This window comes from Longispora fulva, from assembly GCF_015751905.1.
In the GTDB taxonomy this organism is placed as follows: domain Bacteria; phylum Actinomycetota; class Actinomycetes; order Mycobacteriales; family Micromonosporaceae; genus Longispora; species Longispora fulva.
Genome location: NZ_JADOUF010000001.1, coordinates 8,070,196 through 8,083,119, shown reverse-complemented (window position 1 = coordinate 8,083,119; position 12,924 = coordinate 8,070,196). Strand labels below are relative to the sequence as shown.

General features: G+C 71.6%; 15 protein-coding genes. 7 read left to right on the top strand and 8 right to left on the bottom strand.

Going from position 1 to position 12,924, the window contains the following annotated elements:
- Positions 1 to 28: 28 nt before the first annotated feature.
- Genes IW245_RS37495 through IW245_RS37485 form a run of 3 tightly spaced genes read right to left on the bottom strand, consistent with a single transcriptional unit; the run spans position 29 to position 2,963 of the window.
- Positions 29 to 979 carry a VWA domain-containing protein gene (locus IW245_RS37495; RefSeq protein ID WP_197007800.1) on the bottom strand — a complete coding sequence of 317 codons (951 nt, stop codon included), beginning with the start codon at positions 977 to 979 and terminating at the stop codon, positions 29 to 31.
- Positions 976 to 1,887, bottom strand: a complete 912-nt coding sequence (locus tag IW245_RS37490; protein ID WP_197008894.1) for a DUF58 domain-containing protein — start codon at positions 1,885 to 1,887, stop codon at positions 976 to 978. The genes IW245_RS37495 and IW245_RS37490 overlap by 4 nt, the downstream gene beginning before the upstream one ends.
- The gene (locus tag IW245_RS37485; protein ID WP_197007799.1) at positions 1,881 to 2,963 is read right to left on the bottom strand and encodes an AAA family ATPase; all 1,083 of its coding nucleotides are present in this window, start codon (positions 2,961 to 2,963) and stop codon (positions 1,881 to 1,883) included. Before IW245_RS37485 ends, IW245_RS37490 begins: the two co-directional genes overlap by 7 nt.
- 224 nt (positions 2,964 to 3,187) lie before the next feature.
- On the opposite strand from IW245_RS37485, the gene IW245_RS37480 reads away from it, so the two are divergent.
- From IW245_RS37480 to IW245_RS37470, 3 genes are read left to right on the top strand one after another with little or no spacing between them, the layout of a single operon-like run.
- On the top strand, positions 3,188 to 3,421 hold the full coding sequence (locus IW245_RS37480) for a hypothetical protein (RefSeq protein WP_197007798.1): 234 nt from the start codon (positions 3,188 to 3,190) through the stop codon (positions 3,419 to 3,421).
- Positions 3,418 to 3,918, top strand: coding sequence for a PH domain-containing protein (locus IW245_RS37475; protein WP_197007797.1), 501 nt, complete (start codon positions 3,418 to 3,420; stop codon positions 3,916 to 3,918). Before IW245_RS37480 ends, IW245_RS37475 begins: the two co-directional genes overlap by 4 nt.
- Positions 3,915 to 5,195, top strand: a complete 1,281-nt coding sequence (locus IW245_RS37470) for a PH domain-containing protein (RefSeq protein ID WP_233472986.1) — start codon at positions 3,915 to 3,917, stop codon at positions 5,193 to 5,195. The genes IW245_RS37475 and IW245_RS37470 overlap by 4 nt, the downstream gene beginning before the upstream one ends.
- A gap of 51 nt (positions 5,196 to 5,246) precedes the next feature.
- On the opposite strand, the gene bluB is transcribed toward IW245_RS37470, so the two are convergent.
- Positions 5,247 to 5,876, bottom strand: a complete 630-nt coding sequence (bluB, locus tag IW245_RS37465; RefSeq protein WP_197007796.1) for a 5,6-dimethylbenzimidazole synthase — start codon at positions 5,874 to 5,876, stop codon at positions 5,247 to 5,249.
- Positions 5,873 to 6,838, bottom strand: a complete 966-nt coding sequence (locus IW245_RS37460; protein ID WP_197007795.1) for a phosphatase PAP2 family protein — start codon at positions 6,836 to 6,838, stop codon at positions 5,873 to 5,875. The genes bluB and IW245_RS37460 overlap by 4 nt, the downstream gene beginning before the upstream one ends.
- 53 nt (positions 6,839 to 6,891) lie before the next feature.
- Between IW245_RS37460 and IW245_RS37455 the strand changes: the two genes are divergently transcribed.
- The 3 genes from IW245_RS37455 (at position 6,892) to macS (ending at position 9,274) form a co-directional block, all read left to right on the top strand.
- On the top strand, positions 6,892 to 7,278 hold the full coding sequence (locus IW245_RS37455) for a thioesterase family protein (protein WP_197007794.1): 387 nt from the start codon (positions 6,892 to 6,894) through the stop codon (positions 7,276 to 7,278).
- Complete coding sequence (locus tag IW245_RS37450) at positions 7,265 to 8,080, top strand: MBL fold metallo-hydrolase (protein WP_197007793.1); 816 nt, start codon at positions 7,265 to 7,267, stop codon at positions 8,078 to 8,080. The genes IW245_RS37455 and IW245_RS37450 overlap by 14 nt, the downstream gene beginning before the upstream one ends.
- Positions 8,081 to 8,143: 63 nt before the next feature.
- The gene (gene macS, locus IW245_RS37445; protein WP_197007792.1) at positions 8,144 to 9,274 is read left to right on the top strand and encodes a MacS family sensor histidine kinase; all 1,131 of its coding nucleotides are present in this window, start codon (positions 8,144 to 8,146) and stop codon (positions 9,272 to 9,274) included.
- Here macS and IW245_RS37440 read toward each other — a convergent pair.
- From IW245_RS37440 to asnB, 3 genes are read right to left on the bottom strand one after another with little or no spacing between them, the layout of a single operon-like run.
- Entirely contained in the window at positions 9,201 to 9,647 is a 447-nt protein-coding gene (locus tag IW245_RS37440; RefSeq protein ID WP_197007791.1) for a hypothetical protein, read from the bottom strand. The genes macS and IW245_RS37440 overlap by 74 nt on opposite strands.
- 48 nt (positions 9,648 to 9,695) lie before the next feature.
- Complete coding sequence (locus tag IW245_RS37435; RefSeq protein ID WP_197008892.1) at positions 9,696 to 10,307, bottom strand: response regulator; 612 nt, start codon at positions 10,305 to 10,307, stop codon at positions 9,696 to 9,698.
- Positions 10,308 to 10,322: 15 nt separating this feature from the next.
- Complete coding sequence (gene asnB, locus IW245_RS37430; protein WP_197007790.1) at positions 10,323 to 12,266, bottom strand: asparagine synthase (glutamine-hydrolyzing); 1,944 nt, start codon at positions 12,264 to 12,266, stop codon at positions 10,323 to 10,325.
- An 80-nt stretch (positions 12,267 to 12,346) separates the two neighbouring features.
- Between asnB and IW245_RS37425 the strand changes: the two genes are divergently transcribed.
- The gene (locus tag IW245_RS37425) at positions 12,347 to 12,883 is read left to right on the top strand and encodes a helix-turn-helix domain-containing protein (RefSeq protein WP_197008891.1); all 537 of its coding nucleotides are present in this window, start codon (positions 12,347 to 12,349) and stop codon (positions 12,881 to 12,883) included.
- The last annotated feature ends 41 nt before the right edge of the window (positions 12,884 to 12,924 follow it).

Below are 12,924 nucleotides of genomic sequence, written 5' to 3'. Positions count from 1 at the left end.
CTTTCCTTCGCAGGTGATACCCGACGTGCTATGGCAGTCGGGACGTCCAGAGCAAACTCATACCGGCCGCCGCGAAAGCGAACAACAACCCCAGGGCGATGAACCACTGGCTCACCTCGCGGGACGTCGTGCGGTACCCGATCGAGTGGCCCATGTCCTGGTAGACCTGCTTGAGCTGTTCGCTCGTGACCGCCTGGTAGTAGTGGCCCTTGGTCGAGGTGGCCAGCTTCTCCAGCGACACCCGGTCCACCGGCACCCGGGTGGTCTGTCCGTTGATGTCCACCGTGCCCTCGTCCGTCCCGAACGCGATCGTGGACACCGGCACGTTCGCCGTCGCCGCCGCCTGACCGGCCTCCTCGATCGACCGGCCGAACGTCCGGAAGCCGTCGGACATCAGCACGATCCGGGCCGGCGGAGCACCCTGCGCCCCGTCGGCCGGCACGGACTGGATGGCCTGCAACGAGGTGAACACCGCCTCGCCGGTGGCCGTGGACTCGGCCAGTTGCAGCCCGTCGATCGCCGCCACCACGGCGTCCTTGTCCTTCACCGGCGACACCAGCACGTTGGCGCTCTTGGCGAACGAGACCAGGCCGATGTTGAACGTCTTCGGCAGCTGCTTGACGAAGTCCTTCGCCGCGTCCTTGGCCGCCTGGATCCGGGTCGGGGACACGTCCTTGGCCTGCATCGACAGCGACACGTCCAGCGCGATCATCACCGTGGCCCGCTCCATCGGCGTCTTCGCGTCCGTCGACGGCCGGGCCATCGCCGTGGACAGCACCAGCAGGCTCATCAGCAGCGCCACGGCCGCCGCGTGCCGCCGCCAGCCCAGGCCCCGGGGGGCCAGGGTCTTGAGCAGGTCCACATTGGTGAACCGCAGCGCGTACGCCTGCCGGTGGAGCTGGCGCCACACGTACGCGCCCGCCAGCGCCAGCACCGGCAGGACCGCCAGCAGCCACCAGGGCTCGAGAAAACGGATCATCGGGTGGTCCCCCTGGTGCGCGCGTGCCGTTGGGCGGCGACGAAACGCACGATGTCGAGTAGCCAGTCGGAGTCGGTGCGCAGCCGCAACTGGGCCGCGCCGGCACGCCGGATTTCCCGCGCGATCGTAGCGCGCTGCTCGGCCGCGGCGGCGGCGTAGCGGGCCCGCAATCTCGCGTCACCGGTCTGCACCTCGTGCGAGGCTCCGGTCTCCGGGTCGACCAGGGTCAGCACGCCGGCGTCCGGCAGCTCCAGCTCCGTCGGGTCGACCACCTCGATGGCCAGCACCTCGTGCCGGACGGCCAGCTTGCGCAGTGGGCGCTCCCAGCCGGTCGGTGTCATGAAGTCGGAGATCACCACGGCCATCCCCCGCCGTCGGGGCGACGAGTTGAGCTTGTCGATCAGCGTGCCCAGGTCGGCGCGCCCGGGACGGATCTCGGTCCTGGCGAGCTGGCGGAGCAGCCCGTCGGCCTCCTTGCGGCCCGGCCGGGCCGGCAGCCGGGTCACGCCGTCGCCGGTGCCGACCACCGCGCCGATCCGGTTGCCGCCGCGCACCGTCAGATGCGCGAGCGCCGCCGACGCGGCTATCACGAGGTCCTTCTTGAGACAGTCGGCGGTGCCGTAGTCCAGCGAGGCCGACAGATCCACGGCCAGCCAGGTCTCCAGCTCCCGGTCGGCCACCGTCTGACGGACGTGCGGCACCGTGGTGCGGGCTGTGACCGGCCAGTCCATCCGCCGGACGTCGTCCCCCGGTCGGTACTCCCGCGACTCCCCCGGCTCCGAGCCCGGCCCGGGCAGCAGCCCCAGATAGTCGCCCTGGAGCAGGCCGTCGAGCTTGCGGGTGATCAGGAGCTGGAGCTTGGAGAGGACGACGTCGGCCCTCTCCGTGGACTGCGCCCGGCTCACCAGGCGCCCGGGCTGGCCGGGGCGGGCTGGGCGGCCGGCGCGTACACCGGGGCGGGGGCGCCGTTCGGGGCCGGGTGGGCCACGGCCTGCTGACGGGGCGCGACCGTGGGCACCGGCACGACCTGCAGCACCCGCTCGACGATCTGCTCGGCCGGGATGTTGTCGGCGAGCGCGTCGTAGGACAGCACCAGGCGGTGGCGGAGGATGTCGGCGGCGATGTCCTGGACGTCCTGCGGCAGCGCGTAGTCGCGGCCCCGGAGCAGCGCCAGTGCCCGGGTGGCCCGGACGATGCCGAGCGAGGCGCGCGGACTCGCCCCGTACTGGATCAGGGGCGCGATCTCCGGCAGCCCCGCCTCGCCCGGCGACCGGGTGGCGAGCACGAGCCGGACGGCGTAGTCCACCAGCGCGTTGTGCACGAAGACCTCGTCGGCCTTCTTCTGCAGGTTGGTCAGGTCCTCCGGGGCGAACACGACGTTCGGCTCGGGGGTGGCCACGCCCACCCGGTAGACGATCTCGCGCTCCTCGGCGTCCGTCGGGTAGCCCACCTGGATCTTCAGCAGGAACCGGTCGCGCTGGGCCTCCGGGAGCGGGTAGACACCCTCCTGCTCGATCGGGTTCTGGGTGGCCATCACGAGGAACGGCGTGGGCACCTTGTACGCCTTGCCCCCGATCGTCACCTGCTGCTCCGCCATGACCTCCAGCAGCGCCGACTGCACCTTGGCGGGAGCGCGGTTGATCTCGTCGGCGAGCAGGAAGTTGGCGAACACCGGGCCGAGCTCGACGTCGAAGCTCTCGCTGGACTGGCGGAAGATCCGGGTCCCGACCAGGTCGGCGGGCACCAGGTCCGGGGTGAACTGGACCCGGGAGAACGAACCTCCGACGACCTTGGCCAGGGTCTCCACCGCCAGGGTCTTCGCCACGCCGGGCACGCCCTCCAGCAGGCAGTGCCCCCTGGCCAGCAGCGCGACGAACATCCGCTCGATCATCCGGTCCTGACCGACGATCACGCGCTTGACCTCGAACAACGCCTTCTCGAGGAGCGTCGCGTCCTGGGCGGGCGTGGTCTGCTGGGTCGACACGGAACCTCCACGGTGATGGTGAGCTTGTCGACCCCCAGCATTACACGCCGGTACCAGCCCGCCGTGCGCACCGCGACCGGCTCCGTTCGGCCCCGGTAAATTCTGGCCCCGCACCGCAACCTGTGCTGGACATCGCCCCCCGGGCCGCGTGTAACATTGGCATCGACGCCGGGCAGCTTCCCCCGTGGCTGCCCGGCGCTCCTTATGCTTCAGACTTGGGCGTCATGAGCGACGTGATCTGCTCCGCCCGACATTGCAAGAACCCCGCCAGCTGGTCCGTCGTGTGGCGGAATCCCAAGTTGCACGCGCCCGACCGGCGCAAGATCTGGGTCGCCTGCGACGAGCACCGCACCTCCCTGTCCGCGTTCCTCGACCTGCGCGGCTTCCTGCTGGGCGTCGAGCCGTTGGGTGTCGCCGCCCCGGAACCGGGCGGGCCGGCGGATACCGTGGAGTCATGACCGACCCGAGCACGAGCCCGCTGGACCCGTTGCCCGACCTCACCTGGCAGAGACTCTCCCCGAGGTACGTGCTGGTCCGGTTGATCTCCCTGGCCACCGGGGCCCTGGCGCTCGCCGCGGCGGCGGTGTTCGGCTGGCTGGTCGCCGAGTGGCCGCTCGCGCTCGGCTGCGCCGGGGCCGTCGTGCTCTTCGCGCTGGTCCGCGCGCCGTTCCTGATCCGCCAGGTCCGGTCGTGGGGATACGCCGAGCGCGACGCCGACCTGCTCGTCCGGCACGGGCTCATGGTCCGGCGACTGTCCATCGTGCCGTATGCCCGGATGCAGTTCGTCGACGTGGCCGTGGGGCCGTTGGAGCGGCTGTTCGGGCTGGCCACGGTGCAGATGCACACCGCGGCGGTCGGGGCGGACGCGACCGTGCCCGGCCTCGAACCCGCCGAGGCCGTACGGCTGCGCGACCGGCTCGCCGCGCTCGGCCGGCACGGGACCGAGGGATTGTGAAGCCCCAGCGGCTGCACCCGCTCACCCCGCTCCTCAAGGGCGTCCGGGCCTTCTGGGTGGTGATCGCCGCGCTGTCCTGGCAGGGTTTCGCGCGGTTCGGGGTCCAACGCGGCGCGGTCATCGTCGCGCTCGGTGGCCTGGGCGCGCTGCTGTACTCGTTCGTGGTGTGGCGGGTGAGCAGCTTCGCGGTGGTGGACCGGGAGCTGCGGATCCAGGAGGGGCTCGTCGTCCGGCGTAACCGGGCGGTGCCGCTGGAGCGGATGCAGTCCATCGAGGTGATCCGACCGCTGCTCGCCCAGTTGACCGGGCTCGCGGAGCTGCGGATCGAGGTGGTGGGCGGGGACAAGTCGGAGGCGCGGCTGGCGTACCTGCCGGTGGCCGACGCCGAGCGGCTGCGGGTCGAGCTGCTGGCGCTGAAACAGAGCGCGACCGCCACGGACCCCCTCCCGGAACCGGTTGCCGCTGGGTCCGGCGAGGAGGTGCTGCACAGGGTGCCGTTGCGCGACCTCGCGATCTCCCAGGCGCTGACCTGGTCGACGATCCTGTCGCCGTTCGCGCTCGCCGTCCCGGTCGCGCTGTTCGCGTACCGACCGGAGCTGTCGTTCGTCGGGATCGCCGGCACCGTGACCGCCGCGCTGGGCACGCTGGGCACCCCGGTCCGCCGGTTCCTGCGGTTCTACGGCTTCACCGTCGCGCGGGTGCCCGAGGGGCTGCGGATCAGCCATGGCGCGACGGAGACCCGGCACCAGACGGTACCGATGGAAAGGGTGCAGTCGGTCGCCCTCGTGCGGCCGCTGCTGTGGCGGTCGGAGGGCTGGGTGGCCTGCGAGCTCCACGTGGCCGGGGTGCGCACCGGTGAGGGCGAGGCGGTCGCCGACGACACCCTGCTGCCGGTCGCCGATCCGGCCACGGCCTGGCCGATCCTGGACCGGGCGCTGCCGGGGGCCGCCGGGGCCGCCACGATGCCGCTGGCACCCGCCCCGGACGTGGCCAGGTGGCGCGCGCCGGTCCGGGCCCGGACCTTGGGCTTCGGGCTCACTCCCGACCTGTTCGTGACCCGGTCGGGGTTGTTCAGTCCCCGGGTGACCGTGGTGCCGTTCTCCCGGATCCAGGCCGTCAGCCTCGAACAGGGGCCGTGGCAGCGGTGGCTGGGGCTCGCGTCGGTCCGGGTGCACACGGCGGGGGGCGCGCGGGTGGCGGCCGACTACCGGACCGTGGCCGAGGCCAACTGGCTCGCGGCGGAGCTGCACGCCCGGGCCGCCGCGGCGCGGCACTGACCCACTGGCCGGACCCGGGTCGGGTGTCTCCGTAACAGTGGAAAGGGTTTTTCAGCGGTGCAGGACCGCGCGGCAGGCGCTGGTGCGGGCCTGCCAGCCGAGACGTTCGAGTTCCGGGGTCTCCGACTCGACGAGCGGGTAGCCGAGGCACAGGTAGGCCACGAGCCGCCACGAGGGCGGCACCTCCAGGCTCGCGGCGGCGGCCACCGGGTCGAGGATCGACACCCAGCCGACGCCGACGCCCCGGGCCCGGGCGGCCAGCCACAGGGTGTGCACGGCGAGGACGGCCGAGTAGCGCAGGGTCTCCGGCATGGTGGCCCGGCCCAGGCCGGCGCCCTGGGCGGTGGTCTCGTCGCAGAACACGGCGAACTGCTGCGGCGCCTCGCGGAGCCCGGCCAGCTTGAGGGTCGCGTAGATCTGTGCTTTCTCACCGGAATATCCGGAAAGCGCGGCCTGGTTGGCGACCTCGAAGTTGGCCCCGATCGCGGCCCGGCGGTCCGGGGAGTCCACGGACACGAACCGCCACGGCTGGGCGTTGCCGACGCTCGGCGCGAGGCACGCCGCGTCCAGCAGGTCCTCCACGAGGGCCGGGGGCAGGGGCTCGGTCGAGAAGTGCCGCACGTCGCGCCGCCAGCGCAACAGGGTGTCGAACTCGGCCCGGAAGGCGTCGTCGAACCTCACGGGACCGGGACCGGTTCCTTAGCCTCGGTGGCGCGTCTGGCCTTCCGCCCGGCCCACCAGCGCTCGGCGAGGGCGCAGGCGGCGAACGTGACGCCGACGTACAACCAGCCGACGAGGACGTCGATGATCCAGTGCTCGCCCGAGTAGACCAGGGTGAACGTCATGGCCAACGGGTAGAGCAGCAGCACCGGGATCCAGCGCCTCCGGACCCTGGTGAAGAAGAACGCGACCACCAGCAGCGCGAACGCCGTGTGCAGGCTCGGCATCGCCGCGACCGGGTTGGCCACGTTGACCTGGGCGGCGTTGAGCATGTTGCCGGCGCCGTGCAGGCCCATCGCCTGCCAGCCCCGGGTGGAGATCCGGGCCACCTCGTCCACGACGCCGTACTTGCCGGCCCACCACGGCGGGGCCGCCGGGTACGCGAAGTACGTGATCAGGCCGATGAAGGACAGGAAGAACCAGCGCCGGATGAACCGGGCCCACAGCTCCCGGCTGCGCAGCCAGAGCACCACCGCCACCACCAGCGCGGCAGCGAAGTGCGAGAAGTAGACCCAGCTGCCCAGGATGTCCCACCAGTGGATGACGGCCGGGTCGTAGAGCTCCCGTTGCAGCCAGACCGTGGGGGTCAGGCCGCCGGTGGCCCAGCCGAACATCCAGGTGTCGGCGTGGACCAGCTCGTACACGTGCGGCACGCCCTTGCCGGCGAAGCCGCGCGACAGGTTGTAGATCACCAGGAGGGAGACGATCGGCAGCCAGTCGCGGACGAAGCCGAGGTGGTAGCGCCACGGCCGGGCGCTGTTCCAGGCCACGGTGGCCGCCCACAGCCAGCCGAACGCGTAGATCGGGTCGGTGGGCAGGCCGATCACGAGCCAGCCGACGACGAACGCGGCCGCCCACACGCCCATGCCGATGATCCGGCGACGGCGGGACGCACCTGCGGTGTCGGTTTCCTCGGCTGCCATAGCCGGGCAAGCCTATCGGGTGCCCGGGGGCCTTCCACCGTTAGGCTGAGCACATGGAGCTGCTGCCGGGCCTGTCAGCCCGTCTCGAGATGACCGTGACGGACGCCGACACCGCCCAGGCGATGGGTTCCGGGGACGTTCCGGTCCTCGGCACGCCCCGGGCACTCGGCCTGGCCGAGGCCGCCACGGTGGCCGCGACCGCCCGGAAGATCAACAGTGGTAGTACCACGGTGGGCGTGCATGTCGAGTTCTCGCACCTCGCGCCGTCCGTGATCGGGCACACCGTCGTCTGCGAGGCCATCCTCGCCGACGTCCAGGGCCGCCGGTTGATCTTCACGGTGACCCTGCACGACGCCGACACGCTCGTCGCCGAGGGCCGGATCGAACGGCTCGTCGTCGACCGGCACCGATTCGTGGAGAAGGCGCATGGCATTTCGTGAGATCGCCCCGGGGGTGCTGGTCTGGCGGTACCCGGTGCTCGACGTCAACGTCACCCTGATCCTCGGCGGGACCGGCGCCGTGCTGGTGGACACCCTGTCCACGCCCCGGCAGGCCGCGGAGCTGGAGGTCGCGGTGCGAACCGTCACGGACCTGCCGCTGACCGTCGTCAACACCCACGCGCACTTCGACCACTGCTTCGGCAACGCCTCGTTCGCCAACTGCGACATCTGGGCGCACGAGGCCACCGCCAACCGGCTGGCGGAGAACTCCGAAACCCTGACCCATCGGGTGTACGAACGCTGGGGCTCCACCCCCGGCCTCGACGGCCTGCTGGACGTCGTCGTCACGCCCCCGACCCACCAGGTGCGCACCTCGCACACCCTGGACATCGGCGACCGGGCCGTGCACCTGCGCCACCTGGGCCTCGGACACAGCCCCGGCGACCTCGTGGTGGTCGTCGACGACGCGGTGGTGGCCGGCGACATCGTGGAGGAGGGGGCGCCGCCGGCGTTCGACGACGCGTACCCGCTGTCGTGGCCCGACGCGCTCGCCGCCCTGCTGGAGCTGTGCGGGGACGGGCCGGTGGTGCCCGGACACGGGGACGTGGTGAACCGGGAGTTCGTGGAGCGGCAGCGCAAGGACCTGGCGACCCTGGACTGGACGATCCGGGAGGGGCACGCCGACGGGGCTGACGTGTCCGCGATCGCCGAGCTGGCGTTGAGCCGGTGGCCGGAGCTGGGGGCGGCCTCGGCGTTGGAGGCGGTCAGTCGCGGGTTCGTGGAGTTGTCGGGTCGGAGCTGACCCTCCGGGCCGGGGTCCGGTGGGTGGGCTGACGTCGACCGGCGCGAATGGCACTATGGGCCGGTGAAGAGGCTGGGGTTCGCGACGCCGCTGTGGCGGGCGCTGATCGCGTACCGCGTGATCCTGCTCGGCTACGCCGCCATGCAGACCGTGCACTACTGGCCGGTGTACACCGACCGGCGGCTCGCCCTCGCGGTGTTCGTGACGATGGTGCTGTGGACGGTCGCGATGACCGCGGCGAACGCCCTGGACCGGGGCCGGCGCTGGGTGGTGTGCCTGGCCGACCTGACCGTGAGCGCCGTGCTTCTCGTGATGACGTACTACGTCCTCGGCGGCGGCGACCCCGAGGCCACCGTCACCGGCCCCTGGGTGTCGGCGGCCGTGCTGGCGTGCGCGATCCTCGGCGGCCCGTGGCGCGGCATGGCGGCCAGCCTCGTGATCATCGTGATCACGTGCGTCCTGCCGGGCGTGCCGCCGAGCCAGAACACGCTGTACGACGTCGTGATGCTCCTGATGGGCGGCGGCGTCGTCGGCCTGGTGTCCCAGCTGCTGCGCGACGCCGAGTGGCGGATGACCCTGCTGACGGAACGCGAGGCCGCGGTCAACGAGCGCGAACGGCTGGCCCGGATCGTGCACGACGGGGTACTGCAGGTGCTCACGCTCGTGCACCGAAGGGGCCCCGACCTCGGCCCGGACGGCGCGGAACTGGCCCGGCTGGCCGGCGAGCAGGAGGCCGCCCTGCGCGGGCTGGTCCTCGGCGCGCACAGCCCGGTCGCCCCGGTCGGGGAGGCGGACCTGTCCGCGCTGCTCACGGGCTTCGCCTCCACCCAGGTCAGCGTCTCGGGGCCGGCCGTACCCGTCCTGCTGCCGGCCGACCGGGCCGCCGAACTCGTCGCGGCGGTGGCTGCGGCCCTGGACAACGTCGCCCGGCACGCCGGCCCCGGGGCCCGGGCGTGGGTGACCGTCGAGGAGGAACGCGCCGACGTCCTGGTGTCCGTCCGCGACGACGGCCGGGGCGCGACCGCCGACCAGGTCGAAGGGGCCGCGGCGTCCGGACGGTTGGGGGTGGCCCAGTCGATGCGGGGCAGGGCCGAGGACCTCGGCGGGACGATGTCCCTGGTCACGGCTCCGGGTCAGGGGACGGAGGTGGAGTTCCGGGTGCCGCGTCGCGCGGACCGGACAGCGCGGCGGTGAGCCACCCGACCAGCGCGTACGCCGCGGCGGCCGGCAGGGCCGGGACCGTGCCCAGCACCGCGGACAGGCCGGGCACGTGGCTGGTCAGCGACCACACGTGCAGCCGGTCCAACCCGACGACGAACAGCGTGGTCACCACCGGACCGAGCACGGCGACCAGGGCCGGGCCGCGCGCCCCCAGGAGCCGCAGCGCGAGCCAGCTGACCGCCATGGTGACCGGCACGGCGACGACCAGGGCCACGAAGACCGTCCCGAGGCAGCCGAAACCGGCCATCTCGCACGGGATCAGCGACCCGATCCCCCAGCCGCCGAACAGCCACAGGAGGGCCGAGCCGATCCCGACAGCGGCGCAGACCACGAGCTGACGTCTCATGTGCGGCACTCCTGACGCCCGGACACAGCCAACATAGCGCAGGAGCACTCAGTCGTAGAGGTCGTTCTCGATCGCGTACCGGACCAGCTCGACCCGGTTGTGCAGTTGGAGCTTGGTGAGGGTGTTCTGCACGTGGTTCTGCACCGTGCGGTGCGACAGGACCAGGCGTTCGGCGATCTGCCGGTAGCTGAGCCCCTTCGCGACGAACCGCAGGACCTCGGTCTCCCGGTCGGTCAACTGGGGCCCGCCGGCCGGGATCTGCCTGTACTCCCCCAGGATCAGCGCCGCCAGCCCCGGCGAGAACACGGCCTCCCCCGCCGCGGTGGCCCGCACCGCCGCCAGGAACTCCTCGGTGTGCGCCGACTTGAGCAGGTAGCCGAGCGCGCCGGCCTTCACCGCGTCGAGGACGGCCTGGCGCTCGTCCACCGCCGAGAGCATCAGGATCCTGATCTCCGGATCGGCGGCGACCAGGCCGCGAACCACGTCCACCCCGGACAGGTCCGGCAGTTGCAGGTCGAGCACGGCGACCTGCGGCCGGACGGCCGGGGCGATCCGGACCGCCTGCCGGCCCTCGCCGCAGGTGGCGACGACGTCGTAGCCGGCGGCGGCGAGGTCGCGGGCGACCCCGTCCCGCCACATCGGATGGTCGTCGACCACCATCACCCGGATCACGGGCTACGCGACCACGCGGTCGACCCGGGGCTTGAGCTTGAGCTGGGAGGCGTTGTGCTGGACGCCCGGGTCGAGGGTGCGGTCGACGTAGATCGCGTACCACAGGCAGAAGCACAGGATCGTCCACACCTTGCGGCTCTGGTCGCCCTCGCCGGCCTTGTGCGCGTCGAGCAGCCGCTGCGCGTAGCCAAGGTCGATCAGGCTGCCGGCCCCGGAGCTGGCGAAGATCTCGCGGGCCCACTGGTACATCTCGTTCTTCAGCCAGACCCGGATCGGGGTCGGGAAGCCGAGCTTGACCCGGTTGACGATCTCCGGCGGGACGACCCCGCGCAGGGCCTGGCGCAGCGCGTACTTGGTGTCCGTGGAGCGCGGCGGCAGCTTGAGATCCACCGGCAGGTCGGCGGCGACGTTGAACACCTCGTAGTCCAGGAACGGCACCCGGACCTCGAGCGAGTTGGCCATCGACATCCGGTCGGCCTTGACGAGGATGTCGCCCCGCAGCCAGGTGTACAGGTCGATGTACTGCATCTTCGTCACGTCGTCGAGGTGCGCGGCCTCGGTGTAGATCCCGTCGGTGACGTCGGTGTAGCGGACCGAGGGGTCGTAGCGGCGCATCAGGTCGCGCTTCTCGTCCTCGGTGAAGATCTTCGCGTTGCCGTAGTACCGCTCGGTCAGGGGCGTCGTACCCCGCTCCAGGAAGCTCTTGCCCTTCACGCCCTCGGGGATCACCTTCGAGACGGCGCGCAGGCCCTTCTGCACCCCGTCGGGCAGGCCGGTGATGGAGCGCAGGGACAGCGGCTCGCGGTAGATGGTGTAGCCGCCGAAGAACTCGTCGGAGCCCTCGCCGGACAGGGACACGGTGACGTGCTCGCTGGCGAGCTTCGCGACGTAGTAGAGCGGGACGAGGGCCGGGTCGGCGACCGGGTCGTCGAGGTGCCAGACGATCTTCGGCAGCGCGTCCATCATCATCTGGGCGGTGACGACCACCGGGTACGTCTTCACGCCCAGGTGCCGCGCCGAGTCCTGGGCGACGTCCAGCTCCGAGTAGCCCTCGACGTCCAGGGCCGCGGTGAAGGTGAGGATGTTCGGGTTGAACTCCCTGGCCAGCGCGACGACGGCCGTGGAGTCGATGCCGCTGGACAGGAACGCGCCGACCGGCACGTCCGAGCGCATGTGGATCCGCACGCTCTCCCGCAGCGCCTCGCGGATCTCCGCGTACTTGCGCTCGGGGTCCGACACGGGGGTCGGCCGGAACTCCGCCTTCCAGTACCGCATGACCTCCATCGAGCCGCCCGGCTGGTAGGTGAAGCACTCACCCGACCCGAGCCGCGAGATGCCCTTGGTCATCGTGCCGGGCTCCGGCACGTACTGCAGGGTCAGGTAGTGCGACAGGTTCGCCCCGTCAATGCCGGCGTCCCCGGTCCGCGCGGCGGCGGAGAAGGGCATCAGCGCCTTCTTCTCGCTCGCGACGTAGAGGCCGTCCTCGGTGAGGGTGTAGAACAGCGGCTTGATGCCGAACGGGTCGCGCGCGCCGAACGCCGTCTTCGACTGGGTGTCCCAGATCAGGAACGCGAACATGCCGCGGAGCTTCTTGACGGCCTGCGGGCCCCAGTAGTGGTACGCCGCGACGATGGTCTCCGAGTCGCCGTCCGTGCGGAACTCCGCGCCGAACTGGCGGGTCAGCTCCTCGCGCAACTCGATGTAGTTGTAGATCTCGCCGTTGAACGTCATCACGTACCGGTCGTGGTCGTACCAGATCGGCTGGTGGCTCTTCTCCACGTCGATGATCGACAGGCGCTGGAAGCCGAGCAGCACGTCGTGCCCGGCCCGCGTCACCTCGGTCTCGTCCGGTCCGCGGTGCTGAAGGGTGTCCAGGGCCGCGGTGAACGCCGCCTGCTGCAGGGGTGCCGCTCCGAGAGCGCTGACGAAGGTGAGCAGTCCACACATGCTCCCTATCCTGCCATGCTGTCGCGAACGCCCGACCGCTCGGCGGAAAGCGCCCGGCTACGCTGCTGGGCGTGTCCACGATGCAAGCCGTCCTCGCCGCGAACCTGCGCACCCTGCGCGCCGCCCGCAACATCTCGCTCTCGGAGCTGAGCAGGCGTTCCGGCATCGGAAAGGCCACCCTGTCCCAGTTGGAGGGGCCCGGCGGGAACCCGACGATCGAGACGTTGTTCTCCTTGTCGCGCGCCCTGGACGTCCCGGTTTCCGCCCTGGTGAGCGAGGCGGAGCGCAGCGCGATCGCCCTGGTCAGGGCCGGTGAGGGCACGAAGATCAGCGGGGCGGCGGTCGACCTTCGACTCCTGCACCGGCTCGACGCGGGCCGCACGATCATCGAGGTGTACGAGCAGCGGGTGCGCCCCGGCGCCGTCCAGCACTCCGAGGGGCATCCGGGGCTCGAACACATCCACGTGGTGTCCGGCGTGTTGCGGGTGGGGCCGCCGAGCGACCCGTTCGAACTGCGGGCCGGGGACTACGTGTGCTTCTCCGCGAGCATCCCGCACAGCTACGAGGCCGTGGACGGCCCCGTGCTCTCGACGCTCATCCTCCAGCACTCGGCGTAGTGGGTGGGGCCCGCTGAGGGCCAAGACGTTAGATCAAGAGC